The following is a 26,278-nucleotide window of genomic DNA, read 5'->3' as shown; positions in this document are numbered from 1 at the left end:
ATGTTTAAATACAAAAGTCAGGAAGATCTAGAGAAAATGTCGGCGGAAGAACTTAATAAGTATCACGCTGAAATGAAGGCTTATGAAGCCGAAGAGAGAAAGAAAGAAATTGAGAAAGGTACCGAAGGAATTAAAAACGACGTTACCGCAATCAAAAAAGAACAAGAGAATGTTACGAAAGACATTCAGGATCTTGCAGAGAATATCAGTGTAATGACTGAAAAAATGAAAGCAGGATTTAACGGCTTAGTTGTCGATGAAGAAAAGCTTTTGGAAACTATTGCTGAAAAGCAAAAGGAAATCGAAGCAATGTACAAAGCTGGTACCGGACAAATTGAAATTATGGTAGTTCCTAACGTGAACAAGGCCGTAGGAACAATGACGACTGCCAGCGGAACAATTACCGGAATGGACGCTTTGTTAGCTACTCAATTAAACCCTTTACAGCGTATTGAATTAGATGTAATGGATATCGAGAGCGAGGTTACAACCTTTCAGACCGACAATGCTATCTACACCTACACTTATGCACTTCCAAAGGATGGAAAGTTTGATTTCCAATCAGAAGGCGCTACAAAGGCTCAAATTGATTTCACATGGAAGAATGGAAGTTCAGATGTGAAAACATTTGCAGCATGGGAAAAGTTAACAGAGCAAGCGGTTCAGGATGTTAAAGGTTTGCTTTCAGTTGCAAGAGGGTATCTTAAAGACCGTCACGATTACGATAAAGCTTTGGCTATTGTATTCGGAAATGAAACATATGACATCGATGGCATCGTAGGCACTGCAACTCCTTTCACGGCTGGAACTCTAGCAGCTTCCGTAACTGATCCTAATTTTATGGATATTATATCTGCTGGAATTCTTTCAGTGAGAAGCAGAACAAACTATCCTGGAGCTCCAAGGTTTAATCCTAACGTTGCGTATGTAAATCCTATTGATTTCTTCAAAGAATTTACAGCAGCAAAAGATAAAGATGGAAGACCTTTATATCCGACAGCTCCACTTGGGGTAATTGTGATTGGAAATACTATCGTTAAGCAACGTTGGGAGATTCCGGTAGGTAAGATTCTTATTGCAGATTTGAAAAAAATCATGCTTTCAAATTATTTGCCTTACACCGTTAAAATCGGTTGGGTAAATGATGATTTCATCAAGAACCAATTTGTTTTATTGGGAGAATCAAGATTTCACTTATTTACTAAAGAATTGGATAAAGCGGCATTCTTGTACGATAACATTTCTACAATCAAAACAGCAATTACAAAACCTGCAGCATAATGAAAGTTACATTGCTTAGAAAAGTAGGAGATCATCCGGAAGGAGCAGAACTTGACATCCTTGACGAAACCGTTTTGGAAGCTTGGGGAGCTGCCGGTGTGATTGAATACAAAAAGAGAAGTTTGTCCGACTTTAAAGTAGATGAACTGAAAGCTTTGGCAGTCGAAAAAGAATTGCCAAAAGAAGAGTGGGAGGCTTTGAAAAAAGATGATCTCGTACAGTATCTAACAGATAAATAATATCAAATGTTAATCGACAGCACATACTTTCAAAACTCCAATATCATTGCGAACACCAATGAACCGGACCCAGATTCAAAAATGGCGAATGTTCTGAGTTTGATGATTGCCAGAGCAGAGAAGGAAGTGCTGTCTTTTGCTTTTGGCGTTAAAATGTGGAGAGACTTTAAACCGTTCATCGAAAACGGCATTTCTGATACGACACCTGAAATTTACCGCGACATCATCGAAGGTAAAGACTATGTGATAGATGGCAAGGATTGCTTCTGGCAAGGTCTGATTCAGGAAGATACAAAGGAAAGCCTTTTAGCTGATTATGTTTACTGTGTGTACCATACAGAGAATGTAACTCAGACCGGAGAATTCGGAGAAACTATTCTGGATGCTAAAGTCGGTAGAAAAGTATCATCGGTACCAAAGATCACCAAAGTATGGAACCGCTTTATTGAAAAGCTTCACGGCGGTGTACGATCAAACCCGAACGGATTTACAATGGAAGGAAAACCTTACTGGAATGTTCGCGGTGGCAGAGATTATTACGGCGTAAATGCGAAATATGGCGAAGTTTCTTTGGTTCAATTTCTTTTGGATAATAAAGATGCTTATCCGCTTGTTGATGCTAATTACAGGAGATTTGGTGAGTTTCAAAATGAATTCGGGATATGATAAATCATAATACATTACTGTACGATTTACTTGACAAAACTTTGAAAGCAACCTTTAACGGTGCTGAATGGGTCGTAAATTATACAGAAGGCGATTTATCGGAACTTTCCCGGAAACTGAATGATTCGACCACTAAATATCCGATCATCTGGCTACAATCAGGATACAGTGTTGAAAGAAGTATCGCGCCGGTCCTTACGAAGATCGACAGCTGCAAAATCTTCTTTATCACCAAAGGAAGCACGATAGACCGATATGAAAAACGCTATGACAGCACGTATCAGGATGTTTTATATCCGCTTTTGGTAAGGTTTGACGAATTGATTCGGAAAACTAAGGGAATATCAGCATCCAACACAGACAATTTCACCACGTTTCCTTACAATGATTCTACGGATATCAACAAAGGGGAGCAGAAAATAACGGTCACGGATACATGGGATGCTTTGTTGCTCGAAACAGGATTAACGATCTCTGATGGTTGTTATCCTCAATATCTAATCAAATAAAAAATAATACAAAATGTTAAATTTAAAAAAATGCGCAGTTGCGCTTGCAGTCGCTTACCTGGGCGGTATTATGTGCGACGAAAAACAGGTATTAGGAATTATGCTTGTTGACCGGTCCGTGAGAATCGATCCTGCAAACTTCGTGAAATCTACTTTGGACGGTTTGATTGCTTCAAATAAGATCATCGGAACACTGAAAGACTTCAATGCGGAAGATGCTGATGTAGATCCGGCATATACCGACCTGCAGAATGGCGACCGTAATAAGAATACAATTGGAAGAAAAGGATGGAACATTACTTTCTTCAAGGGAAGCTGTTTCCAAAACCAAATTCAGAAGCTTGATAAATCCGAAAATTACGGAATCATCTTGGTTTATGAAGATGGTTCTTTTCTGGCTCAACAGCTGAAGGATGGAAAAATCAAAGGTTTTGACGTGAAACTGTTCACAGGTGTGAAGAAAGTAAAAACAGGAACAGAAGGCGGTGGATCAATGCTGATGATTGATGTTACACGTTCTGCAATGGCAGCATGGCAGGGATCATCTGCGATCTATGAATCTCCGGAAATTGATTTCATGGAAATTCAACCGGTCGCAGCTTTAGACTTAAAAATCGGGATTCTTTCTGCCGGTGCAACTACTACGACTGTTACCATCTCGCATTTATGCGCTGATTCTCCGGTGACAGGTCTTACAGATGCAACGAAATTCCAATTGGTAAGAAATGAAGTTCCTGAAGCGATCACCAGCATGTCATCTGTTGGAAATGTATATACGCTGACACATGCAGCACTAGCGGCTGATCAGTCAGTGTATTTTAAAACCAATACGGTCGGAAATCCGGTAATCGTACTTGATACGAACTATTATGCCGGCAGATCAGTCACTAAAAATGTTGTAGCGTAATGAATTACGAGGTAGGAGCGTATAATTTCAATGTGCCAAAACCATTCAAAACGAATGATGAAGCCGTGAAATTTATACAAGAAAGACATCCGGAACTGAGCCGTGATGAGATTGTAGAACATTTGAGACCACAGATTGAACATGAATCCGATAAACGTGAAAAAGAACATTCAGAAAGCAATTCAGTCGGTGCCCAAACTGATAGAAAAGACCGTAAAAGATCTTAAACTTGAAGAAATAAACAGAGAAAATCTGTTGCAGGGAAAGGATAGTGAGGGCAATGATATGCCCTTCTATTCTTTATCAGAATACGGTATGAATAAAAGGCAACGGAATCCGCGGAACCGTGGGCGATGGGATTTGAAAGATACCGGACAGTTTCATCAGAATATTTTCACTCACAAGATCAAAAGCTATGTCACTTTCAAAAACAAACTGCGGTCGAAAAAATTTGAATCGATCATGCGGAAAATGGAAGTTGCCAACCGCGAACCGATGGGAATTCCTCAAAAAGAAATAACGAGATTATTGGAAGAAAAGCGGCCCGAAATCAAAAAGAAAATTGAAGATATAATCGCCGGTAAAAATGTGTAACTGTAGCAAACCAATAACACAAAGCGAATGCGATATGCTCCGCGAACTAAATGCTGATCCTGAAAAGCGATTCTTTATTTACCATATCAACGAAAACGGATTACGTGCAGCGATAGTTCCGAAAGGCGAAAACCCTAACGATATCGCAGTTAAAAACAGTTTCATGACCAATGGAAAAATAGAATGGTTTTCAACAAAAGAACATCCCTGCTTATATGAATAACTTGAAAATTTACCGAGATCATAAAGAACTCCCTATCTGGAATTATAAAAGAATACTTCAGACAGGGAATTTTTTTTACATGATATCTGATTACGACGGCCATGAGCAAATTGAACTTCCGGAAGATGTATCACTTGAAGAATTATTCGCCGAAATCCAATCTAATATGTCGGTCGATATCAATGAAAAAAATGAGGATATGATAAAGCATTCACATATTGAACGGTGTAAAATCCAAATCTCACTTTATGCAAGCCTTATCTCAGTGATTCAGACTAAACAAAAGCAAAAAACACTCTGTGATCAGCTAAATATTGATTTCAATAATGATGATCTCAATTCTCTTTTATCAGAGATAAGAATGCCGAAAGGCGATGATCTGGAAAAGCAAAAGGAAATTATTCTGGAAAAGATTCAAAAGCTTGAAAACGACATGCAAAGCAGTCTTCAGAATATGGAAAAAGAAGATCCGGAGAGCGAGGATTTCGATATTGACGAACAGATTATCAATGTGAAAATAGGTTTGGAGATCGATTTTGACGAAAAAACGACTTCACTACACCAATACCAGCTTTACATCAAAGCACTTTTAAATAAGATTGAACAAATCAACAAATTGAATAAAAATGGCTGAAAAGTTAGCGATATACGACGAAGAAAAAACGGTTGCCGGACTTCGCGCGGTGAATACGGATTTAGATATTACCATCACTAAGTTTCGTGAACTTATGGGAGTAGTAAATCAAGCATCAACAGCTTTTAATCGTGGAACACCGAGAGAGTTCATTCGAGGAATGCAGCAGGCACAAACTGCACAGTCCGGTTTGCGCGATGTTACAAATCAGTTGTCGGATGCTGAACGTAGATTAATTGCCGTGGAACGTCAGCTTGCTATTGCTCAGTCTGATCAAGCTGGCCAGATTGCAAATGTTTCTGCTCAAACCAGAATGCTTACAGCTGCCCAAAGAGAGCGTGCAAATACAGAACAAAGATTAGCGCAATTAAGTGATCGTGAGCGTTCAAGACTTGGCAATACAATGCAAATCTATAATTCCGTACAGCAAAAATTAAATCGATTACAGGCTGAATATCGAAATTTAGCTACCGCAAAGCAGTTAGGAATGAATCTCACTGAAGCTGAGATCGCGAGAATGCAAAGGCTTGAACGTGCAATACAGCGATATGATTCAACTCTAAAAGCTGTTGATGCTTCCATGGGCCGACACCAGAGAAACGTTGGTAATTATGCGAGTGCATACAATGGATTAAATATGTCTGTTGCACAGTTGGCGCGTGAAGCTCCTGCATTTACATATTCCGTTCAAACCGGTTTCATGGCTATATCCAATAACTTACCGATTTTCTTTGACAGCATGAGAGCTGCGCGACAGGAAAATGTAAGATTGAGAACTGAAGGCGCGGCTACTGTTCCGGTGTGGAAACAGTTAGGCGCTGCATTATTCAGCTGGAATACTTTAATGTCAATTGGTATCACTTTGCTTACTGTTTATGGAAAAGAGATCGGTTTATGGCTAAAAAACCTTTTCGCCGGAAGTTCTGCCACAGCGATGCTTACAAAAAACACTACGGATCTGAATGAAGCACGGAAAAGTGCAGCCAAATCAGCTGCTGCCGAGATCTCACAGCTTGAAATCTTATACCGTGTTGCTACAAATGAAAATGCATCCAAAGAAGCGAGAATTCGTGCGATAAATAAGTTACAGTCTTTATATCCTTCATTCTTTAAAAACCTTTCTGATGAAGCAATTATGGTTGGTAAGGCTAAGGATCAGTATCTTTTATTGAAAGCTGCGATTTTAGATTCTGCCCGCGCTAGAGCCATCGGAACCATTCTCGAAAAGCGAATGGAAGAGCAACTTTTGAAAGAAGAGGAAATTCAACGTCGACTGAACGAAGAGAAAGCCAATGGCCTAAAAATACAGAAACAAGGCACACAGACGGAATATCGCCGCGATGGTCAGGGTGGTTTAATTTTAAAGGAGGTTCAGGCAACTGATTTATTAAGTCGCAGCATAAATTTACAGGCAGGATATCAAAAACAGTTGAACGATATTCGAACCAAAGGAGAAAAAGACAGTGCTACTTTACTGAATGAGAAAGTAAGATTAGAAAATAGCAAAAGTGTTTTAGCTTATGAAGGTGATAAGTTTGGAGCAAAAGACCAACCATTGAAAACGCCAGGTGCATCGAAACTTTCAGCGGAGCAAAAAGATGCCATTAAAGATTTGGAAGCAACCCGAGATACGATGCTTGCTGTGAATGAAAAAATGTTCGTAGACGGACTGCAAAATGAAAGAACATACCTTGAAGAAAATCTGAGAATAAATTCTGAATTCTTCGTGAAAAAAATGAATCTTCTGAAAGGCAATAATGCGGAAGAAAGAAAGCAGCGTGCTGATGCTGAATTAGATCAGGCTAAACTCGTAAAAGATACACGAAAGAAAATCTTTGATATAGATTATAAAGAGCGGGAAGAGAACCACAAAATTAAAATGACTGAATTTGATCGCTATTCCGCTGAAATTTCAGAAGATCAAAATCTAACTGATACGGACCGATTAAACAAGCAAATTGAATCTGATAATAAACTTATAGAAGAACTCACTTCATACTATTCTGATCAAATCGATTTGGCGAAAAATGCGAATCAGCAAACATTAGAAATTGAAAGAAAACGTGATGAAGAAGTTGGCAAAGTTCAAGATGCAAGACTGAAAAAGCTTGGAGCCTTACCAGAGGCGTTTAATAAAGACTTAGATCGTATTTCGGAAATCTCTGCCAACATGCAGAATACAGATTACGAGAAGATAAGATTGGATATTCTGCAAAAGAAAATGTCTTTGCGTGACCGTGAGTTTGCTTTGAATCAACTTGATCTGGAATTTGAAAGAATAAGCCTTTTAAACCAAAGAAACGATCTACTATTAAAAAAGAATCAGCTGGAGCCACTTAAAGAAGCCGGAAAACTAACCAAAGATCAGGAGAAGCAATATTCAGAAATTGAATCAAAAGTTGCCGGCATTAATTCTCAATTGGATATTACAGCAAAAAATCTTGACCAGATAAAACTCGATCGCTTTCTGGAAGATTTACAACCGCTTCGCGATCTCGTTGGAAATGGTTTAAATGATTTGGGATTGACCAATGTGGCAAATCAGTTCGATGAGATGTTCAAAAAGATCATCGACGGAAGTTTTTCAGCAAAAGATGCCGTGGTTTTGGCAGCTTCCGCTATTTCTGATGGTTTGACTGCTATAAATTCCCGCCAGAAAGAAAATACGTTTGCAGCACTTGACGAACAGTTGAAATATACTCAGGAAACAACAGAACAGGAGATCGGATTTATAAATGAGCGTTTGGAACGTCTTAATTCTCTGGAAACATTAACAGAGGAGCAGGCCGCCGAACGTAACAGGTTGGAAGATGAAGCGAGAACATACAAAGAACAGCAATTCCAACGCGAAAAACTTATTGAAGCACAAAAGGCACGTGCGGAACAGAAAGCGGCCGCAAATCAGGCTTTAATCAATGGAGCATTAGCGGCTACTGTAACGATGGCACAATTAGGATTTCCCGCAGGTGTAATTCCGGCGGCAGCAGCGTTCGGTTTTGGTTTAGCTCAATCAATCGCCATCATGGCGAAAGATCCGGTACCGAAATATCGTGTAGGTAGAAAAGGGGGAAAATCTGAATTTGCAATCACCCAGGACGGCGGCCGCGAAATGATTACCAACAGCAAAGGAGAAATCAAATCTTTAGGTTCTGATAATGGTGACACGCTGACATTTCTTGACAGAGGTGATAATGTACACACGGCAAAGGAAACGAAGGCAATTTTAAGCAGAGTGGGCGCATTACCGAAAGTTGGTGATAAGATCTTTCAGAAGATTGCCATGCAGAGTTTGATGGCACCAGCGCCGATTGTTATCAATAAAACCGTTGATAATTCTGATGCTATTGCGGTGAAGGTAGGAAAGGAGTTTGAAAAGTATCTTAAAAAATACGATAAGCCAGTAACAGAGCGCGTAAACGGCAAGATCATCCGTCACCGTGGTGCTAATTTCGGGGAAGTTATAGGTTATTACGACATCACAACCGGTGCAGAAATCAGCTTTGAAGATTACCAAAAAAACAGAAGCCATGATTAAACATATTTTATACGAAAAGGGAGTAAAAGAGATATTCCGGCTGATCGTTCCTTTCGGAGCGTACGCGGGAACTTATGATATTGAAAAGCCTAATGGTTGGGATGAAGTAGATTCTATTGTGAACGTTGATGGTGAACATTTCTTCGTTAAAAACTTTATCATCGGCGATACCGAGAAATTAAAGTTTACTCAATACCGGCATGTAAAAGCCTATCAACTTATAAAAGATGTTTATAATGAGCAGCAGATCGACGGCTTGGTACATTTTAAATGTATTGGAGTAAAAGATGGAGTGGAGTATGATATATTGAAAGATGATTTCGATCTGAATTTCTCTAAATACGTTCACGAGTTCGGTAAATCAATGTTCAAAATAGAGATTGAAATTATAAAATCGGAAGCGCAAAACAAGTTTTTCACGCGTGAAGAAACCACCGTGAATCTTTTTGAGACAAAAGATATAGACGAAAACGAGATCGATCCGGTACAAACTTTCGATATCGGCTACAAGAAAGGGGATAAGGTACTAACTAATTTTTACACCTTTGATATCTCGCAGCCACAATACGGAGCCATAGCATTTGATTACAAAAACAAATTCTTTTCTTTTTTAAAGGCTGAAGATTCCGAAATCGGTGATAATACAAACAAATTTGCCAGCTGGATAAATTACAGTTCATTTGCAAGAAAATGGCAGGGTGATTTCCTCTTTACGAATATCAGTCTGCCAATGATGAAAGTTAAAATAAGCAATCTGAGCATGGGTGTGGCGAAATCCGGGCACACATTTCCGGCTGCTTCTTTGTATGCCATTTTCCGCGTTGGTGAAACGGCGGTACGCACAGTAAAGATCGCATCTACGGTTTCTTATCCTGTATCGGGCGGTACTGATGGAATAATCACGATTGAATATGGAGAATATGAACTTGGAAACATGAATGCCGGCGAAAGTCTGACCTTCGATATTTCTTCCGATGAGAATGTACCGATCGCGGCGGTTCCTGTTAATACAAACACAAGTATTGAAATTACGACAAATCTGGAATCACCTTTGGTAAAATCAAAAGGCGTTCGTTTGATCAATGCTCTGGACCAGATCACTAAAAATTATACAGCATCAGGATTGTCGGTTGTCAGCAATGTGATAGGGGAAGGAGGTACGTATTATAATACTTCAATTTCTACCGGAATGTATTTGCGTGGATTGCCGGCCGTTTATCTGAATCAGAAAATAAAAACATCATTCAAAAAAATATTTGCTGATGGTGCCGCAAAATTGCTTACACTTGGATTTGATATTGTGGATAATTCAGTTGTTGTTGAAGATTTAAAGTATTGGTTTAAAGACTTATTGGTATATGATCTCTCGCAGAAATTATATCTTACCGATGAATATCAGCAGCAGAGCGACAAAGAAGTAATTTTCAACAGCCTGTTATTTGGTTCAAAAAAGTATTCCACCAATGTGCGGGAAGATATTAAGAACTTCACGACATCTGCAGAATTCACCACACCAATAAAAACGGTCAAAAATAAACTGGATAAGGAAACGGATCTTATTATTGATGAGTTTAAAATACAGGAACTTATTGAGGATAAAACAACGGCCACCGGCGATAATGATGATGATCTTGTGTTGATCGATATGGTGAACGTTACTGATCTGTATGATCAGGGAGTTTTTGAAAACTGCGTACATTCAATTGATGCCGGAAAATTACTTCTTTCATGCAATATTACACCCTTTGATACAACAATGATCGAAGTCGGTACCGTCGTAGAAATTACACAGGGAAAAAACATCGGGCAGTGGACCGTATTAAGTATTATTGACAGTAAAATGAAACTCGATAAATCTTCCGGAATTGAGGAGGGAATTATCGACACACCATTGCGGTATAAAATATCATCACTGATTAAAAACCGGACGAATGACGGCTTTACAGATCCTTTCGCTATCCGCAATTTTGAGACGTCAACCAACATCCGCCACAATCCCAAATATCACATGGCAAGATGGTTTCCGTGGTTTGGTTCCGGATTGCGGAAGAAAGGCAATCAGGAAAAAATTAAAGTCACGAATTATAAAAACAATTCAACAGCTCAGATGCGCATTAATTCTGCTGACTTGTCTAATGAATTGCCCGATCTCGTAACCGTGGGAGCGGATGAACCACTTTCCAGATTAAGATCGTATGAAGCGACTTTATTTAATGGTGATCAGATTACGATTTCTTATGCTCAAATCAGTTTTGGTGAGTTCATAGCGATTTATGAAGCCTGGCGATACGGCATCGATGGCAATAGAATGAATAGCCGTGGTTTTCTCCGGTTGAACACACCTGAAGGTATTTTTGATGTGTACCCATTTGGCGACGGTGCTTTCACACACAGCAAGCGTAGAAATGTATTAACGATCAAAGGAAAGGTGAAAGGAAAATCAGTCGACAGTCCGACATTGGTTTCAGTCGTCCAGATTGATAAAACCAAAGTGAATTTCGTCTGGGATTTCAACGAAGAATATATCAATCCGATTTCAAAACTTCAGTATTCATTGGATGGTGGAAGCTGGCAAACGCTTCAGGAAATTGCAGATTTAAAAACACTGGAGATTGAATCTGATATTTTTGGCGAGATCATGACCGGAGAAACGATTTACTTCCGGGTAATTGTTACGACAGCAGATTTCTATAATAAGATTTCTAATACCAAAAATGTCCTCTGGCAGTTTAATGATTATGTGATCAAAGAATTTCTCCGGACTGAAAATATAGAATGTGGATTTTCTTATCTGCATATTGATTTTAAAGGAACCGGAAATTTCGATCTGCAGTTCAATTTTATTTCGCAACCAGGCGGCGGCGCTGCCAAAGTAAAAGATGTTTCAGCCAATATTACGTATGCTGAATTCCTGCCTGATTACACTTTTGAGCATATCGAAACCCAGACCGGAAGTTTAGCTATTGCCAATGAGACAAAGCAGATTACTATTCAGTTAAATAACAGCAATAAAACGGATCTCGGTAAAATTCTGAACTGTACATCCGGAAACGCAGAATATTATGTTTACGCTTCGCTGAAATTGATTGTTACAGAAACGGTCTCGCAGGAACAGAAAAGCTTTTTATTGACAGCAGAAACGATGAAGCGGTATTTAAACAGACCGCCGAACCCAACGCAACCGGTAGAAAATTCGGGAGTGTAAAATAATAAAGCCAGATTATTAGTCTGGCTTTTTTGTTATAATCATTTATTTTGTTTAAAAATATCAATATCTGAAAGACTTTCTTTAATAGTTTTAATATGTTCAAAAGAGTGATTGGAAGCAGTTTTTCCAGATATAACATCATTGATTTGCTCCATAATTTTTTCTTCAAACATATGACATATGATATCAAAAGTATGCATCTCCTGCTTTATAATCGCATCGACCTGACTTGTATTGAGAAAATTTTGTAGTATGTGAACAATAGCTTTGTCATTTTTCCAATGAGTTAAATTTCCTTTTTTTATACCATATTGAGTCAGATGATTAATTCTACCCAAAAATCTTGCATAGACAGTAAATGATAGAGCTAAATCAACACCTAAAAAAGGTCTCTCTTTAAAGATTATTTGCTCAAATTCTTTAGCATCAGTATAAAACTTTTCATAGTTTATCCTGCCTAATTCTGGTACTAAAAAGAGTGAAGAGTCAGACTCAGATGTATTTAATTCTTCAATTTCTTTTGTGGTTAAACTGTTGTAAATAAAATCGATTGCAGACGAGACGCTTACTTTAAGTTGACCTAAAAGGGTCCATGATTTATCAACAGAAGAAATTCGTCTTTCTTGACTTGAACTATAATTTGATTTTTGAACATCAATTAAATTACTGAGTAAATTAGATTTTTCACTGAGATTATTTTCTAACACCTTAATTTTAGTCTCAGTTTTTCTGCGCCAGTTTTCATTTAATCGATTTTGTATTAATTGCCAAAAAACAGTGAATAATGCTGCTGTAACAACTGATACCCCTCCGCAGATTTTTATAATTTCATCAAAATTTAACTCCATACTTTTTTAATAAAAATTTTATTTATGAAAGTTTCTATCCGTAAAAAACTAAGAATTGTCCATTACTAGAAAAGTCTTTGCAAGAGTAATCGCTATACTTGATTTTATTTCGAAATACTAATTGCAAAAACGCGTTACCTTCCTGCACAATTTCAGGAATTATATAAATCATATTTTCTTTTGCAAGGCCATTACTTTGCAACATGAAATTCCTTTTTTCTAGTAAAGCTTCTTCGTGTGTCATTTCTTTAATTTAATAATTTAGGTAAATAATCCAATGCAATAGGATCTTTACCCCTAAAGTATTTCGGAGCTTGTTCCGGTAACCATACATCAAAAACAAATTTTCTAAATTCTGGCAAAACTTCCAATGGATACATTCTTGCGTCAACATCTGGTCTTCCGTCAGTAAATGAATGAGGATATGTTTTATGAGTATCTAAATGTACTGAATTGGTTTTCTTTAAATATGATGAAAACATTTTCCCAACAGAAATATCTGGATACATACCTTTATCGTCGATTCCTTTGTTAGGAATTGTATAGCCTACTTTTTCAAATTCTACATTCAAGGTTACAAACAGTTCGCTTATCACAGAAAAATAATTTCTGTCTATTTTATGATAGTTCTCTTGATATCGTAAATAAAAGTTTGGAGCTTGGGTTCTGTCTATTTTTCCGTAAAAACCCTTTTTTCTTATAGAAGGAATAACTTCCTCAAATATCCATTCCTCAAATCGTTCTGCAGCAGGTAGCTTAGATTTAATAACAAGTCTGTAAACATTAGATTCATTTATAAACGTAAGGGCCTGTAAGCCGCTTGCGGTGGGGATGTCGTGTTTTACGACACCCTTCGGTTTGCAATGTCTAGACAAAGCATCACGGGGATTAGAATAACCCAATGTTTTTGCAACATCAGCACCCGAAAACCATATCTCTCCGTCGATTTCAATGGTTCTTAGTTCATTTAACATTTCTTCTTCAGGAAGTTGAAACTTAAAAATTTCTAATTGCATGTTTAATTATTTAATGGTTAGTATTTTAGTTTCCCGAATATACAAACATTACAATACAAAAAGTCTACTGCATCAGGCATAATCAACAAGACCAGAAAAAACACGGTTTACTTTTGTGCATAATGTCATCTTATGCAGCGTTTCTGGTATCATTCACCCGTTAGATTCTACAAAACCATTGAAGAATTGGAGGATATGACCAATCCGCAAAATACACAGTTTTTCGGAACACCAAATGCTCCTTATCCTCTTGAAGTAAACGAATATCACCGCTTTTTAATACCTGATTACCAGAATGAGATCGAAAGTGAAGATCTTGAATTATGGCTGATCGGTGAAACTGAAACACAAATTGCCTGTCAGTTTGGCGTTGGTGATAATAAACTCACCAGAATCACTTTCATTTCCTTTGAATCTTTACATGGTCGATTCGAAATCAGAAGCGGTGGAGAAACACTTTTTTATTCTAACTGTGTGCGCTTTCTTGAGAGCACCGATGATTGCGGCCGAAAGTATATCCGGATCGCTACAAAGCATTATTACAACCGAAACCTTTTCACTTTCTACGGTGATGATTATGATTGGATGATCACCAATTTACCTGCGTACTGCATGGGAATATTCGATATTGATGAAGATGTGGATATTGCTAAAAACGGAAGTAATTCTATAATCAATGATGCCTGGATTGAAGAAAATGTGAGTTATGAGTTTGACTTAAAAGGTGACAATAACATCCTGACTTTTCTGTCGGTCCACAGCACCAACAATGAATTTTATATCGACGGCACAAAGCGCGTACGAAAAGAGAAACCGGAAGCTGAAGAGTTTTCGGCAAAAGTCGTGATGAAATTCGCAAACCAGAAAGACAGCTACGGAATGAACATCTTTTTAGATGAAAAAGTGATTTTCGCAGATGTGATGAAACAGGTTTTAGGAAACGAATTAAAAACAATTATATACGCCTTTTCAGGTGTAGATGCAATAAAAGCATAGATCATGATCATAACACCAGAGATAGCGCAGCAGTTAGGCTTGACAGACGCACAGGTTAAAGAACTGAATAAGTTTTTAGCATTCATCAATGTAAAATCGGTGAGCGAATTACTTACCGTGATGAATCCGGCAAACGGCTTTATTCCATTTGAAGATGCAGATGGTGATCTGAAGAAAATCCCGATTAATATTTTCTTTCAGCTGATCGGTGGATTGGCAAAACCTTTGGCTCCGGATGCGCCGGCGCCGACTGTTGCGGGTTGGTACAAACCAACAACGTATTCAGAAGATCCGGGAACAAATTACCCAAACGCAGGAAACTTGAAAGCTGTTCAAGGTTTTGACACGCTGTTTTATTTTGACGGATCGGCGTGGCTGGCTGTTAAAAACGAGATCGACACGAAGCGCAAATTTGTTACTGCTGCGGAATATGAAGTACTTGAAAATGCCGGAAATGTTGAAAATGATAAGGTGTATTTTGTGGAAGGTGAAGTAAATGAGGGCATTGATTTCAAACCTTACCAAACATCATGGGATGGCGATAATTTTCTGACTTTGTCTGGAAACACAATCATGAGCGTAAATCAGGAAATAAAAAACGCTTATTTATTGGCTACGCAAGATTCAATTGGTGGTCGAACGCTGACAGTGGAGGGTTTAGTTTTGAATATTAATTTGAATCCCAATAAAAAAACACTAATTGGTTATGTAATTATAGGGACACAAATCATGTTTTCTGTGAATCCGAATGTTGTGCAGTCAAATCTACCTGTGCCTGTGTTTCCAATTATTCCAACTTTCACAAATGCAATGGCGGGATTCTCAACGATAAGCCCGGGCGTTTACAAACACACACAACCAATGAGTGGAGCAGTTTCCAACGAAACATTAAATGGTGATGGATATATCGAGTTTGGGGCAAATACTACCAAAGCTATGATTTTTGGCTTTGATACAAATAATACAGCAAACTCATACGGTGACAATGGTGGAAACGTTAATTATAAATGCTTTGTTTTTCTTTCAACAGACGGAAAAGTTTACACAAATTATGCAGGAATGCAGGCGGCTGATCTTATGTTACAAGGAAACAAAGATGCTACAAAATACAGACTTAATAGAATTGGAAACTCGGTTACTTTACAAAAATTATTAAGTGGTAATGTTTTTACAGATATTTACACTTTTTCAAATTCAATATCCGGTAATTTATACATAAAATTATGCTCAGTATCAGACGTACCTACACAAACAGAATCTTTAACGCTTTTAAATTTATAATTATGCTATTGATGGTTATAAGTTGCGATTCTAATCCAAAAAGAATTATTATTTCAGGCGATAGTACTATTACTTCACAAGCTTGTAGGAGTGAGCCGATCTCAAATTTTATTTTTACTGACTCTGAAAAGAACGAAGGATATTTTGCTGAAAATATTGCAGTCGGCGGAAATACAATACAACAGCAAAACACGATTTGGAACAATCTGACATCCGATAAAAAAAAATCTTTCGATTTTATTTTCATTCAAGTTGGATTAAATAACTGTGCCAACGGCAATTCATCAGTAGTGATAGCGGCACTTCAAAGTTACGTGAATGACGTGAATGCAACGAAGAATGCAGATGCGAAGATCATTCTTTCTTGTATGCTCCCTTGCAAGTACCGTTGGACTTATCTGAATGACAGCGGGATTTTACCGAATAACCCGGTGCAGTCGCAGCAAGTTTGGACAGACTTAAATAAAGCAATTATGAATCAAAATTCATCGCTTCCGAATATTTCGGGCGTTGATTTTAGAAATGATTACCATGTGACTTTATTAGCGGATGTAAACGGAAATTTGAATCCGATTTATGATTGTGGGGATTACATTCACCAAAATCAAGCTGGGGCAGATATAATAATTCAGGGAATTAGAAACATTATTTTTTAAAGCCATGCCCACATACAATAAAGCTATTAGAAGAGGCAAAACATACAGCAAGGTCATGTACAATGGCAAGTCGTACCGAAATGTGATCTTCGAGGAAGGCAGTACGCCGCCAACCGCACCGAAATATAGATATATCCGTGATTTTCTTAGCGGAAGTACGGCGAACCCCGGCAATCATTGGGTTGAAATAATGGCATTTTCTGCGGGGCAAAACGTCGCTTTTAATAAAGCTGTCACGGGAGAAAAACCAATTAACGCTCAATTAACTGACGGAGACCCTAACACATACGATTATTATGAAGGCGCCGGTAATATCGGCGAATTTATATTGGTTGATTTAGGCGCACTGTACGAAATCGACAGCGTAAAAGTTTGGCATTATTACGGCGATGGGCGAACCTATCACGGAACAAAAACACAAGTTTCCGCAGACGGTGTAAATTGGGTAACGGTATTTGATAGCGCGATCAGTGGCGGGTACTCAGAAACACCGCAAGGTCACGAAATAACTTTATAATGAACAACATCACTCTATACAGATGAAAACAATTCTCAACATATGCAGATTCATCGTTAATAATATGCAAGTTTTGCATAATGGTGTGTATGCTGATAAAATATTTGCAGCGGTAAAAATTGCGACGGTACCAGCTGTTTTCGTAACGATCTTTGAAGGATTAGGTAAATGGTATATCGTAAATCAATCATTTATGATCTTTGTTTTTTCTGCTATTGCCATTGATCATATTCTTGGAACTATAGTTCACGCTTTTGTTAAAAAAGATTTTACTTTCAAAAAAAACATCAAAGGAATTGTAATGAAGGTAGGAATGTGCATCGCTGGATATTCTCTTTTTGTAATGATACACGAGATTTTGAAAGGTGTACCATTCATTCCTGACTACTTTAAAATTCTTATTCAATTCATTGTATTTATCTGGCCGGCAGGCTCCGCAATGGGAAACATGAGTATTCTCACCGGTGGCAAGTTTCCGCCGATTGGTTGGATGCGAAAGCTGGAAAGGTTTCAGGAAAATTTAGATGTAAACCAATTTAAAAATAAAGAAGATGAAAGCACTACTGATAATCCTTAGTTTTTTAGTCGTCTGTGGCTGCAAAACAAAAAAAGTTTTAAAATCGACGGCAACGGAAACTGAAATTGTACAAATTTCCGCCGAAAAAACAGAAGAAAAACAAGTTGAACAATCTACACAAAAGCAGGAAGAAAAAAAGAGAGATCAGGTTGATCAGAAAAAAGAAAGCCAGACCGACATTGAAATTAAGGGTAAGGCTGAAACTGATAAACCACTTGAAGTCTACAATATTGAAAACGGCGACACTCTGCAGGCTATTAAAATTACCGGTAATGCAGATGTATCGATCAGAGCTAAAACGTCAAAATCGGAGCAGATAAAAAAGGAAAATAATATTTCTGTATTCACCAACAAAGTAGAAGAGTTTGCCCGAAATATTGTGAAGGAAGAAAACCTGAAAAAAACAGGAAAGGAAATAAAAAAAAGCGCAAAAGAAGTCACGACACGAACCGGTACGTTTTGGAGTTTCGGTTTGATCGGCGGGCTGGGGGCAGTCGCGCTGGTTTTAATCGCATTATTAATCTATTTTAAAAGAAAGTAAGATGAAGCAGCCAGATTTAAATAAAATGCTGATCGGTGCCGGAGTTGCTGCGTCGCGCGTTCCGAAAAACCTTGCCGAAACAATGGAAAAATACGGCGTGATTGCTGTCGAAGATTGTAAACGGTTTTTAGCGAATTGCCTGAATGAAACCGGTGGATTTACCCGTTTTGCTGAAAACGGAAATTATACCACCGCAAAAAGACTGCAGGAGGTTTTCCCATCTGCATTCGGTAGAGTAGGAACGAAAGGAAAATATAATCCGGCAGAATATCTGCGAAACGAAAAGAAACTTTTTAACCTGGTTTATGATGACCGGAAATTTAAAAAAGGTCTGGGAAATCTTTACGACGGTGACGGCTGGAATTTTAAAGGGCGTGGCGCCATTCAAGTAACAGGACGTAATAATTACGCGCAGCTTTCCAGAAGAACCGGAATTGATTTCATTAAAAATCCGCAATGGCTGGAATCTGATCAGTATAAATTTATTTCTGCACTCGATTTTTGGAAAACGCATAAACTGTCTGCAAAACCTTCACTGCTCGCCACTCGTCAGGTAATTGCCGGAAATTATTCTGCAAGTCCGTTTGGATTTCATGAAGTGCAAACCTGGTATAATAAATTGAAGAATGTGAATGTTGCGCAAACGTAGAATTTTATATATTTGTTATTCAAAATATTTTTCATAACATTAGTTTTACTTATCCCGCGATCTGATCGTGGGATTTTTTGTTAACATGTATAAAAATATAAATATCACAGTTATTTAGTGAGTGGATGAGAGCGCAAATCTCTCATTTCTTTCAACGCTTCTTGGATAGTGATAAGATTTACTGATAACGATAAAATTGTGATCCCGCTTAATAATATTATCACAGTAATATAAATATTATTGAATCTTAAGTGACATATAATCACGAGAAATATTAATAAAATCAAAGATATGATTATTAATATTTTAGAATAAATTTCATTTAATCCAGCGGTCCATAAAATTGTGAATAAAGCGGTCAAAATACTAGATAATACAAAAATATAAACTAGATATGGCTTATCTTTTTTGTTAGGTTTTTCAAAAAAATCTTCTGGTTTAAATCCATGATTTTCGCAAATGTCCTTCAACTCCTGTGGTGTTCCCTCAAAAGATCCAATTTTCATATCAAATTCATTAAGCGTTTACAAGTTTCATGACATCTTTTTTAGCGGCAAATTCTGACCATTCAGAATTTGAGCAGTCTTTTATTATTATCACTCGATCCCGCTCCATCATTGTGTTTGTACCTTTAAAACTAACATTAGACAAATCTCCTGTAATATGTCTCTGATCAAGTAGATTGAGAACGTAAAGTATATTGTTGTAATTTCCTTTTTCTACATCCCCTGATAGCTGATTTGATTGAAGCTTAATATTTAATACAGCACCTTCGTTCCCACAATTATAAATTTCGATTTTTATGCCTATAGAATTTTTTAAGTATTGGCTTATTATTTTCCGAAATGTATTGGTGTATCTAATAATTGTCGATCTTTCCATTATCTTATTATTTTTAATTTACAAAATTACGAAAGTATTTGCTACGTCAAGTTTTGTCGCACCAAGCATTCAATTTTCGCAAAAATAATATTGTTATAATTTGTAACAGCATTTATTTTTTAATTGTTAAGAAAATAAACAACTTTGAAAAAAACTAAATGATATGCAAATCACCGGAAATGTTGTAAAGATCACTGATGAATTTTTAAGAATTAAAACCGTAAGCAAAAGACAGGAGATCGACATCTTTTTTCCTGAAAGTAAGATGGAAGCGATGAAGGCGCGTTATGAGCCACACATGGGAACTACGATACAGGTTGAGCCGGAAGAATACGAAAAGGACGGATATAAATTTGCGAAACTCTGGTTCCTTTACATCCTAAGTCCGCCGATTATGAATCCCGAAAACAGTTGCTTTCCTGCCGCTTATCGGGTTGCTGAATTAATGAAAGTTTTATACAAAAGCAAAAAAGCCTCAAAGCTGTGAGATTGAAAACATAAAATTCTATTGCACAAATTTTGTAAGTTTGAGTATAAACTAAAATATGTGCTACTACGTAGATTCGAAACTGACAGCCAAAGAAGTCCGCGAGATTTTTAATGTCGAAACTGATTTCGGACAATGGAAAGGTGAAAAAATGTTGGCAGGTTTCCGCGCAAAAGGAACGTTCGATAAGCCAATGCCGATCATCACTGATGAAAATCCGGACACTGCAGTTATCGGCGACTGGGGTTTACTTCCTTTCTTCTCAAAAGACCGGACGTTTCAGAAGAATACTTTGAATGCTGTTATCGAAGAACTGGAAATTAAAAACAGTTACAAAAACAGCATCAACAAAAGGTGTCTTGTTTTGGTGAATGGTTTCTACGAATGGCGCTCACTCGATAAGTTTGGAAATCCGGATCCTGAAGGGAAAGTAAAGCAGCTTCACCGTATTCAACTGGATAACGGAGACAAGCCTTTTGCAATGGCCGGAATTTACAGCGTTTGGAATAACATTACCACATTTTCGATCTGCACCACGAAAGCAAATACTTTAATGGCAGATATTCACAACTCAAAAAAACGTATGCCGGTTGTATTGAATGAGAGAGATCATTCGCGATGGCTTAATGATACAAATTATCTTGAATTTGCACATCCGAATTACGATGTAAATCTCGTATTGGAAAACTTAGAACCGGAGAAAACGCCAAATACTTTGTTCTGATGACTGCCTTTGAAAATCAAATATTGGGAGAATATCTTGACAACAGAGATCATGATATGGCAGGATTTTTCGACGATGCGATGGAGTTTCTACGATTTGCCACAACCGAAAGAAATATTGATTTTCAGGGATATTATAAAGCAAAGTGCGAATATGAAATGACGTACAACGGTCTGGAGTTCGACTGTGAATATTTTGATGAAAAAGACCGGCAAAATCTCTATGTGTATTTAGCTGCAGAAGTAAATGAGGAAATTCGGGAAATGCTGGAGTATGTATGGAGAAACGTTTACAGTGAGATTTTTACAGACAATATTTTGAGCCGCGAAATATATTTATTGGAAGAAAAAGGCGTTACATTTTAATATTTAGGTACTGCACAAAAAAATCCCCACTGTTTGGCGGGGAATAAATTTTAAATACTAATATCAATTTTTATATTTCGTTCTACCTGATGCTCCTGCCAATCAATCGCGTAACGCTCCGTTGTTTTTGTATTGGTATGTCCGGCGATCTCTGCAGCTTTGGAAATTCCGAACTGTTTTGATACTAAATTTAAAAATGTATGTTTTAAGCCATAACCGGTCATTTCTAAGCCAGCCAATTTTAAATACTTCGCAGATAGATCATACATGCTATTTGGCTGTATTGGCTCATCATTAGGAAGGCAATTGAAGCTGAATAAATATTGATCGTTTAATGCACGGTCATAAAGGCTTTTCCAGAAATTCCATACACTCATATTGATAGGCCGCATTGCACGGCTGTGTTTTCCACCTTTTTTCAGATTTATCCAAAAGAAGCTTTTCTCAAGATTTACATCTTCTCTTTTCACTGCCGCCAATTCCGTAAAACGAGATCCGGAATAAAGAAATATTTGCAGGAAAATATAAACGTCGTAATTTAGATCTTTGATTTTATGGAATTTCTTCCAGTCATCATCGCTTCTGATTATAGTTTTAGCCGCCGATGTGTGTTCAAGCTTTTTGATACCTTCAATAAAATTAACGTCGAAAATATCAAGCTCAGTAAAATGCGAAAAGAACCGGGAAAGATGGGCGCGAGTTTTATTTATTCTGTAATTAGAATGTCCATCAGCGCTCATCCGGAGTAAAAGCTGTTTCATGTCGCCCTTGCTGATGCTTTTTATTTCTTTATTTTCAATACGGAGCTTTTCAGCATACTTGGTAATATGCTTCATGCTGTTTTCTACGTCAGATAAGGTCGAAGAAACACCTTTGAAAGATTTAAAAGCTATTTTACACGCAGTAAGGAAGGGAGTAAAATCTGTAATTAGATTTTCATCTTCAATTTCAAATATTTTTGTGATGGGATTGAAGCCACGATTTAGATTTCTGATTTCTTCCTCAATCAAAAAGCGTGTTGTTTGCTGCTTCTCATGAAGAGTTTTACAGCGATTCATGCCTTTGAAGCGAATTACAGTACCGTCTCGGTGATTTTTGTCGTAAAACGTGTAATATACTTCCCACGTCTTATTTAGGTTGGATTTAAGGTTTTTCTCCCACGTACGCGGTGTAACCTTGATTTCGGAATATGTTTTCATTTTACACTTTTTTTTACACGTTTTGTAAAATCAAGCGCAGAGGAAAAAGAAAATTAAAATCTGCAAACGCAGTGTGGATGTGCGTTTGCAGAAGTTTGTACCCAGGACCGGGATCGAACCGGTACTCCTAAGAACTGGTGTTTGAGACCAGCGCGTCTACCAATTCCGCCACCTGGGCTTGTGTAAATCGGTGTGCAAATATAAGAACTTTTCTGTTCCTTCAAAATTATTTTTTAAAATTAATCTAAAATTCAAGCTCCAAACCGTCGAAGGCAAGCTCGATTCCCCGCGGAAGCTGCTGATTTTCTATCTCATGCAAACCAAAGTGGTGACTTATATGCGTAAGAAATATTTTTTTTGGTTTTAGTTCTTCCTGAAGTTTAAAAATATCCGGCAAAATAAAATGCGCCGGATGCGGATCGGTTTTCCGGATACAGTTTAAAATAAGAACATCAAGATTCTTGAGTTTCTCTTTTTCTTCCTGTGAAATTTCGCTGGCGTCGGTGATGTATGCAAGATTTTTAAATTTATATCCGAAAGCCATCGTTTTATAATGACTTACCTCGACCGGAATTATGTATGTTTCCGCTGCTGTAAAGGGTTTGTCAGTAATAATATTCAGATCAAAAGCGGGCGCTCCGGGATATTTTTCGTCCGCAAAAGCATAAGCAAATCTCTTTCTTACTTCACTGCCAACTTTCTCGCTGCAGTACAGCGGCATATTTTTTCCGCTTTTAAAGATCAGTGGGCGCATATCATCAAGACCGATGACGTGGTCATTATGCTCGTGGGTAAGAAGTGTGACAGCAACATCTCGTTCGTCATTATTCAGCATCTGTTGCCGGAAATCTGGTCCGCAGTCGATCAGGATTTTTTTTCCTGAATCTGCTGTTATCATAACAGAAGCCCGCAAACGCTTGTCTTTCGGATCTTTTGAGAGACAAACTTCACATGTACAACCTATTACCGGAACACCTTGGGACGTACCTGTCCCCAAAAATTTCAACTTCATTTTCTTTTGAGGTTGTTTTAATTTTGGTAAATTTACGAAAAATTTTGTGCCCTAATGTATCAGAAACTCACTCCTAAACAGAAAGCATTAACCATTAATCTCGATCCCAGTATTTACGGTACTTTCGCAGAGATTGGAGCAGGTCAGGAAACAGTGCGGCACTTCTTCAGAGCGGGCGGCGCTTCCGGTACGATAGCCAAAGCGATGTCTGCATACGATAAGGACTTCAGTGATGCGATCTACGGAAAAGAGGTTAAAAACCGCTACGTGACGCAAAACAGACTTCGTAAAATGCTTCGTTATGAAGTTTCTCTTATCGAGGAGCGTATTTCCAGAGAAAACAGCCCAGACAGGAAGTTCTTTTCTTACGCAAACACGGTTACAACGATTAACTTTGATAAAACAGTAAAAGGTCACGGTTGGGTAGGACTACGTTTTCAGGTGAAAGAAAATGAAGATTACAATGAGGTTGTTATTCATGTTAAATTTAAAGAAAACGATGCTACACTTCAGCAGGAAACCCTCGGAAATCTTGGTGTTAACCTGATATATGGCGCATTTACCTATTTTGATAATCCACGAAGATTAATTGAATCTCTTTATGATGACGTCGCAACAGACAATCTGGAGATCGATATGATCGACTTCAGCGGTCCGGCTTTTGAATATGTCGACAACCGTTTAATGTCGCTGCAGCTGGTAAAAAATAACATGACAGATGCGGTTATTTTTAATTCAAAAGGAAATAATATGCTTCCGGCTGATGTTCTGTATAAAAAAAATATTTTCGCGGTGCGTGGAAGTTTCAGGCCGGTGACGAACGTAAATATTGATATGCTTAAAAACGGCATCGATATGTTTATGAAAGATGCGATCTGTACTGCCGAAGAGACCGAAATTTTAATAGAAATCACCATTTCAAACCTTCGGGCCGACGGCGATATTGATGAGCGGGATTTTCTCGACAGAGTGGATGTTCTCGGAAAACTCGGGTATACTGTAATTATTTCAAATTTCTCTGAATATTACCGTCTAATCGATTATTTCTCCCATTATACAAACGGAAATATCGGAGTGGCGATGGGCGTAAACAATCTTTTAATGGTTTTTGATGAGAAATATTACAATGATCTTTCAGGTGGAATTCTGGAAGCTTTTGGTAAGTTTTTCAGAAACGGAATGCGCGTCTACCTTTATCCTTACAAAGATCCTGAGACGCATGAACTTCTTGATTCATCCAATCTTAAAGTGCAGGAAAATCTTAAAGAACTGTACAAATATTTTAAACTGAATAACCGTATTGTAGATATCAGAAACTATAATCCGGAATTTCTGGAAATCTATTCTCGTGAAATTTTACGTAAAATTACCTGCAATATCAGCGGCTGGGAAAATCAGCTGCCTAATGGTGTAGCAGAAATGATAAAAGAAAGAGGAATGTTTGGCTACAAGCAGGAACTTTCTCTAAAACAATTTTCTTAAAAAATAAAAAAATGTCTGAACTGAAAAAAAGGCTTTCTTTCATCCTTGAAAGTCCGAAAGATAATACCGAAGAAAAACTTCAAAAAGTCTGCTCACTGCTTGATCAGGAAATTTCTTACTACAACTGGACGGGATTTTACTTTAAAAACGGTGATAAAAATGAGCTTAAACTCGGGCCGTATGTCGGTGCGGAAACTGATCATACCATCATTCCTTACGGAAAAGGAATTTGCGGTCAGGTGGCGGTTTCAAACGAAACATTCGTGGTTCCTGATGTGAAACTGGAGGATAATTATTTAAGCTGTTCGATTGATACCAAAGCTGAAATCGTGGTTCCGATCTTTAAAAACGGAGAAAACATCGGTCAGATCGATATTGATTCTCATACGGTGGATCCTTTTACGAAAGAAGATTTAGAACTTCTGGAATGGCTTTGCAATGAAGTTTCCAAGATTTTATAATTAAGAATAATGAATCAACTCCGGCAGATGTCGGAGTTTTTTATGCAAATTCAGCAATGAGATTTCTAAAATAATCTTCGCATTTTGCGATATGCGTTCCGTACCAGGAAAAAGCTTCACCATCCACAATCATGATTTTTTTCTCAGGAAACATCGTTCTAAGTTCGTCAATATGTTTTTCTTTAAACGGAAAAGGTTCGGACGAAAGCATAATCACACCAGCATCAGCTAAATCATCAGCTGTAATTTCAGGATAGCGTGTTTGATCTTTAAAAAGGTTTTCAAAACCGATTTCCGCAAGAACATGATGAATAAAAGTGTCTGAGCCGACTGTCATGTAAGGGTTTTTCCAGATCAGATAAGCGGCTTTTATGGGAGATTTTATTTTAAACTGATCTAAAACGTTTTTAATTTTCTCGTTAAAAATCTGTGCAGCTTCCTGTTTTCCGAAAAGACTGCCCAGCGTTTTTACGAGCTGATAATTATCTTTAAGAGTTTCTGTATCAAAAACTTCCACGCGGAAATCCTGCATTAGAGATTCAACCTGATCTTTTACATTTTCTTCTTTATTGGCTAAAATAATATCCGGCTTCAGACTTTTTATTTTATCAATATTCAGATTTTTTGTACCACCAATAATCTCGATTTTTTTCACCTTCTCTGAAGGATGAATGCAGAATTTTGTGCGCCCGATCACTTCATTTTCGGTAAGACCAAGATCAAATAAAGTTTCTGTGATGGATGGAACGAGAGAAATAATTTTCATTTAATACTGGTTGTTGTAAAGTG

General features: G+C 37.6%; 31 protein-coding genes and 1 tRNA gene. 23 read left to right on the top strand and 9 right to left on the bottom strand.

The features are described 5' to 3' along the window. Genes ASG01_RS09300 through ASG01_RS09255 form a run of 11 tightly spaced genes read left to right on the top strand, consistent with a single transcriptional unit; the run spans position 1 to position 11,793 of the window. On the top strand, positions 1 to 1,281 hold the full coding sequence (locus ASG01_RS09300) for a hypothetical protein (RefSeq protein ID WP_055863026.1): 1,281 nt from the start codon (positions 1 to 3) through the stop codon (positions 1,279 to 1,281). After that, positions 1,281 to 1,520: a hypothetical protein gene (locus ASG01_RS09295; protein ID WP_055863024.1), complete on the top strand. Its 240-nt coding sequence runs from the start codon at positions 1,281 to 1,283 to the stop codon at positions 1,518 to 1,520. Before ASG01_RS09300 ends, ASG01_RS09295 begins: the two co-directional genes overlap by 1 nt. 6 nt (positions 1,521 to 1,526) lie before the next feature. Further along, positions 1,527 to 2,186: a hypothetical protein gene (locus ASG01_RS09290; protein ID WP_055863023.1), complete on the top strand. Its 660-nt coding sequence runs from the start codon at positions 1,527 to 1,529 to the stop codon at positions 2,184 to 2,186. Further along, positions 2,183 to 2,695, top strand: coding sequence for a hypothetical protein (locus ASG01_RS09285; protein WP_055863021.1), 513 nt, complete (start codon positions 2,183 to 2,185; stop codon positions 2,693 to 2,695). The genes ASG01_RS09290 and ASG01_RS09285 overlap by 4 nt, the downstream gene beginning before the upstream one ends. A 13-nt stretch (positions 2,696 to 2,708) precedes the next feature. Beyond that, on the top strand, positions 2,709 to 3,602 hold the full coding sequence (locus ASG01_RS09280) for a hypothetical protein (protein WP_055863020.1): 894 nt from the start codon (positions 2,709 to 2,711) through the stop codon (positions 3,600 to 3,602). Next, a complete protein-coding gene (locus ASG01_RS15900) occupies positions 3,602 to 3,829 on the top strand; it encodes a hypothetical protein (RefSeq protein WP_131725355.1) in 228 nt (75 codons plus the stop codon). Before ASG01_RS09280 ends, ASG01_RS15900 begins: the two co-directional genes overlap by 1 nt. Next, positions 3,759 to 4,196: a hypothetical protein gene (locus tag ASG01_RS09275; RefSeq protein WP_185097233.1), complete on the top strand. Its 438-nt coding sequence runs from the start codon at positions 3,759 to 3,761 to the stop codon at positions 4,194 to 4,196. Before ASG01_RS15900 ends, ASG01_RS09275 begins: the two co-directional genes overlap by 71 nt. Before the next feature lie 34 nt (positions 4,197 to 4,230). Beyond that, complete coding sequence (locus tag ASG01_RS09270; protein WP_055863015.1) at positions 4,231 to 4,419, top strand: hypothetical protein; 189 nt, start codon at positions 4,231 to 4,233, stop codon at positions 4,417 to 4,419. After that, positions 4,412 to 5,053, top strand: a complete 642-nt coding sequence (locus ASG01_RS09265; protein WP_055863013.1) for a hypothetical protein — start codon at positions 4,412 to 4,414, stop codon at positions 5,051 to 5,053. Before ASG01_RS09270 ends, ASG01_RS09265 begins: the two co-directional genes overlap by 8 nt. Next, the gene (locus ASG01_RS09260) at positions 5,046 to 8,588 is read left to right on the top strand and encodes a hypothetical protein (RefSeq protein WP_055863011.1); all 3,543 of its coding nucleotides are present in this window, start codon (positions 5,046 to 5,048) and stop codon (positions 8,586 to 8,588) included. The genes ASG01_RS09265 and ASG01_RS09260 overlap by 8 nt, the downstream gene beginning before the upstream one ends. Next, on the top strand, positions 8,581 to 11,793 hold the full coding sequence (locus tag ASG01_RS09255) for a hypothetical protein (protein ID WP_055863009.1): 3,213 nt from the start codon (positions 8,581 to 8,583) through the stop codon (positions 11,791 to 11,793). Before ASG01_RS09260 ends, ASG01_RS09255 begins: the two co-directional genes overlap by 8 nt. 41 nt (positions 11,794 to 11,834) lie before the next feature. Here ASG01_RS09255 and ASG01_RS09250 read toward each other — a convergent pair whose 3' ends face one another. Genes ASG01_RS09250 through ASG01_RS09240 form a run of 3 tightly spaced genes read right to left on the bottom strand, consistent with a single transcriptional unit; the run spans position 11,835 to position 13,660 of the window. Next, entirely contained in the window at positions 11,835 to 12,644 is an 810-nt protein-coding gene (locus ASG01_RS09250) for a hypothetical protein (protein ID WP_055863007.1), read from the bottom strand. A 34-nt stretch (positions 12,645 to 12,678) separates the two neighbouring features. After that, entirely contained in the window at positions 12,679 to 12,888 is a 210-nt protein-coding gene (locus ASG01_RS09245) for a hypothetical protein (protein WP_055863004.1), read from the bottom strand. A gap of 4 nt (positions 12,889 to 12,892) precedes the next feature. After that, the gene (locus ASG01_RS09240) at positions 12,893 to 13,660 is read right to left on the bottom strand and encodes a Bro-N domain-containing protein (RefSeq protein WP_082498337.1); all 768 of its coding nucleotides are present in this window, start codon (positions 13,658 to 13,660) and stop codon (positions 12,893 to 12,895) included. 132 nt (positions 13,661 to 13,792) lie between these two features. Between ASG01_RS09240 and ASG01_RS09235 the strand changes: the two genes are divergently transcribed. From ASG01_RS09235 to ASG01_RS09205, 7 genes are read left to right on the top strand one after another with little or no spacing between them, the layout of a single operon-like run. Then, positions 13,793 to 14,656, top strand: a complete 864-nt coding sequence (locus tag ASG01_RS09235) for a hypothetical protein (protein ID WP_055863002.1) — start codon at positions 13,793 to 13,795, stop codon at positions 14,654 to 14,656. Between the two features lie 3 nt (positions 14,657 to 14,659). Then, complete coding sequence (locus ASG01_RS09230) at positions 14,660 to 15,937, top strand: hypothetical protein (protein ID WP_055863000.1); 1,278 nt, start codon at positions 14,660 to 14,662, stop codon at positions 15,935 to 15,937. Between the two features lie 2 nt (positions 15,938 to 15,939). Next, positions 15,940 to 16,593, top strand: a complete 654-nt coding sequence (locus ASG01_RS09225; protein ID WP_157844186.1) for an SGNH/GDSL hydrolase family protein — start codon at positions 15,940 to 15,942, stop codon at positions 16,591 to 16,593. Between the two features lie 4 nt (positions 16,594 to 16,597). Beyond that, positions 16,598 to 17,110, top strand: coding sequence for a discoidin domain-containing protein (locus ASG01_RS09220; protein WP_082498336.1), 513 nt, complete (start codon positions 16,598 to 16,600; stop codon positions 17,108 to 17,110). Positions 17,111 to 17,132: 22 nt separating this feature from the next. Beyond that, positions 17,133 to 17,687 carry a hypothetical protein gene (locus ASG01_RS09215; protein ID WP_055862994.1) on the top strand — a complete coding sequence of 185 codons (555 nt, stop codon included), beginning with the start codon at positions 17,133 to 17,135 and terminating at the stop codon, positions 17,685 to 17,687. Then, complete coding sequence (locus ASG01_RS09210) at positions 17,662 to 18,228, top strand: hypothetical protein (RefSeq protein ID WP_055862991.1); 567 nt, start codon at positions 17,662 to 17,664, stop codon at positions 18,226 to 18,228. Before ASG01_RS09215 ends, ASG01_RS09210 begins: the two co-directional genes overlap by 26 nt. A gap of 1 nt (position 18,229) precedes the next feature. Continuing rightward, complete coding sequence (locus ASG01_RS09205) at positions 18,230 to 18,877, top strand: glycoside hydrolase family 19 protein (protein ID WP_055862989.1); 648 nt, start codon at positions 18,230 to 18,232, stop codon at positions 18,875 to 18,877. 110 nt (positions 18,878 to 18,987) lie between these two features. On the opposite strand, the gene ASG01_RS09200 is transcribed toward ASG01_RS09205, so the two are convergent. After that, positions 18,988 to 19,383: a hypothetical protein gene (locus ASG01_RS09200; RefSeq protein ID WP_055862987.1), complete on the bottom strand. Its 396-nt coding sequence runs from the start codon at positions 19,381 to 19,383 to the stop codon at positions 18,988 to 18,990. Between the two features lie 10 nt (positions 19,384 to 19,393). Continuing rightward, positions 19,394 to 19,759, bottom strand: a complete 366-nt coding sequence (locus ASG01_RS09195) for a hypothetical protein (protein ID WP_055862985.1) — start codon at positions 19,757 to 19,759, stop codon at positions 19,394 to 19,396. Between the two features lie 163 nt (positions 19,760 to 19,922). On the opposite strand from ASG01_RS09195, the gene ASG01_RS09190 reads away from it, so the two are divergent. Genes ASG01_RS09190 through ASG01_RS09180 form a run of 3 tightly spaced genes read left to right on the top strand, consistent with a single transcriptional unit; the run spans position 19,923 to position 21,335 of the window. After that, on the top strand, positions 19,923 to 20,246 hold the full coding sequence (locus ASG01_RS09190; protein WP_055862983.1) for a hypothetical protein: 324 nt from the start codon (positions 19,923 to 19,925) through the stop codon (positions 20,244 to 20,246). A 58-nt stretch (positions 20,247 to 20,304) separates the two neighbouring features. Then, the gene (locus tag ASG01_RS09185) at positions 20,305 to 20,970 is read left to right on the top strand and encodes an SOS response-associated peptidase (RefSeq protein WP_055862981.1); all 666 of its coding nucleotides are present in this window, start codon (positions 20,305 to 20,307) and stop codon (positions 20,968 to 20,970) included. Continuing rightward, positions 20,970 to 21,335, top strand: coding sequence for a hypothetical protein (locus ASG01_RS09180; protein ID WP_055862979.1), 366 nt, complete (start codon positions 20,970 to 20,972; stop codon positions 21,333 to 21,335). The genes ASG01_RS09185 and ASG01_RS09180 overlap by 1 nt, the downstream gene beginning before the upstream one ends. Positions 21,336 to 21,385: 50 nt before the next feature. Here the strand turns inward: ASG01_RS09180 and ASG01_RS09175 are convergent, their stop codons facing one another. The 3 genes from ASG01_RS09175 to ASG01_RS09165 form a co-directional block, all read right to left on the bottom strand. Beyond that, the gene (locus ASG01_RS09175; RefSeq protein ID WP_055862977.1) at positions 21,386 to 22,534 is read right to left on the bottom strand and encodes a tyrosine-type recombinase/integrase; all 1,149 of its coding nucleotides are present in this window, start codon (positions 22,532 to 22,534) and stop codon (positions 21,386 to 21,388) included. 98 nt (positions 22,535 to 22,632) lie between these two features. After that, positions 22,633 to 22,712, bottom strand: a tRNA-Leu gene (locus ASG01_RS09170). Positions 22,713 to 22,778: 66 nt separating this feature from the next. Continuing rightward, a complete protein-coding gene (locus tag ASG01_RS09165; RefSeq protein ID WP_055862975.1) occupies positions 22,779 to 23,546 on the bottom strand; it encodes an MBL fold metallo-hydrolase in 768 nt (255 codons plus the stop codon). Between the two features lie 54 nt (positions 23,547 to 23,600). Here ASG01_RS09165 and ASG01_RS09160 point away from each other — a divergent pair, with 54 nt between their 5' ends. Beyond that, positions 23,601 to 25,028 (top strand): hypothetical protein, encoded by a 1,428-nt coding sequence (locus tag ASG01_RS09160; RefSeq protein ID WP_055862974.1) that lies wholly within the window; start codon positions 23,601 to 23,603, stop codon positions 25,026 to 25,028. 11 nt (positions 25,029 to 25,039) lie between these two features. Next, positions 25,040 to 25,489, top strand: a complete 450-nt coding sequence (locus ASG01_RS09155) for a GAF domain-containing protein (RefSeq protein ID WP_055862972.1) — start codon at positions 25,040 to 25,042, stop codon at positions 25,487 to 25,489. Positions 25,490 to 25,529: 40 nt separating this feature from the next. Here ASG01_RS09155 and ASG01_RS09150 read toward each other — a convergent pair whose 3' ends face one another. Further along, a complete protein-coding gene (locus ASG01_RS09150) occupies positions 25,530 to 26,255 on the bottom strand; it encodes an ABC transporter substrate-binding protein (protein WP_055862970.1) in 726 nt (241 codons plus the stop codon). Positions 26,256 to 26,278 lie beyond the last annotated feature (23 nt).

Source organism: Chryseobacterium sp. Leaf180, from assembly GCF_001424585.1.
GTDB lineage: Bacteria > Bacteroidota > Bacteroidia > Flavobacteriales > Weeksellaceae > Chryseobacterium.
This window is presented reverse-complemented; position numbering and strand designations above follow the sequence as displayed.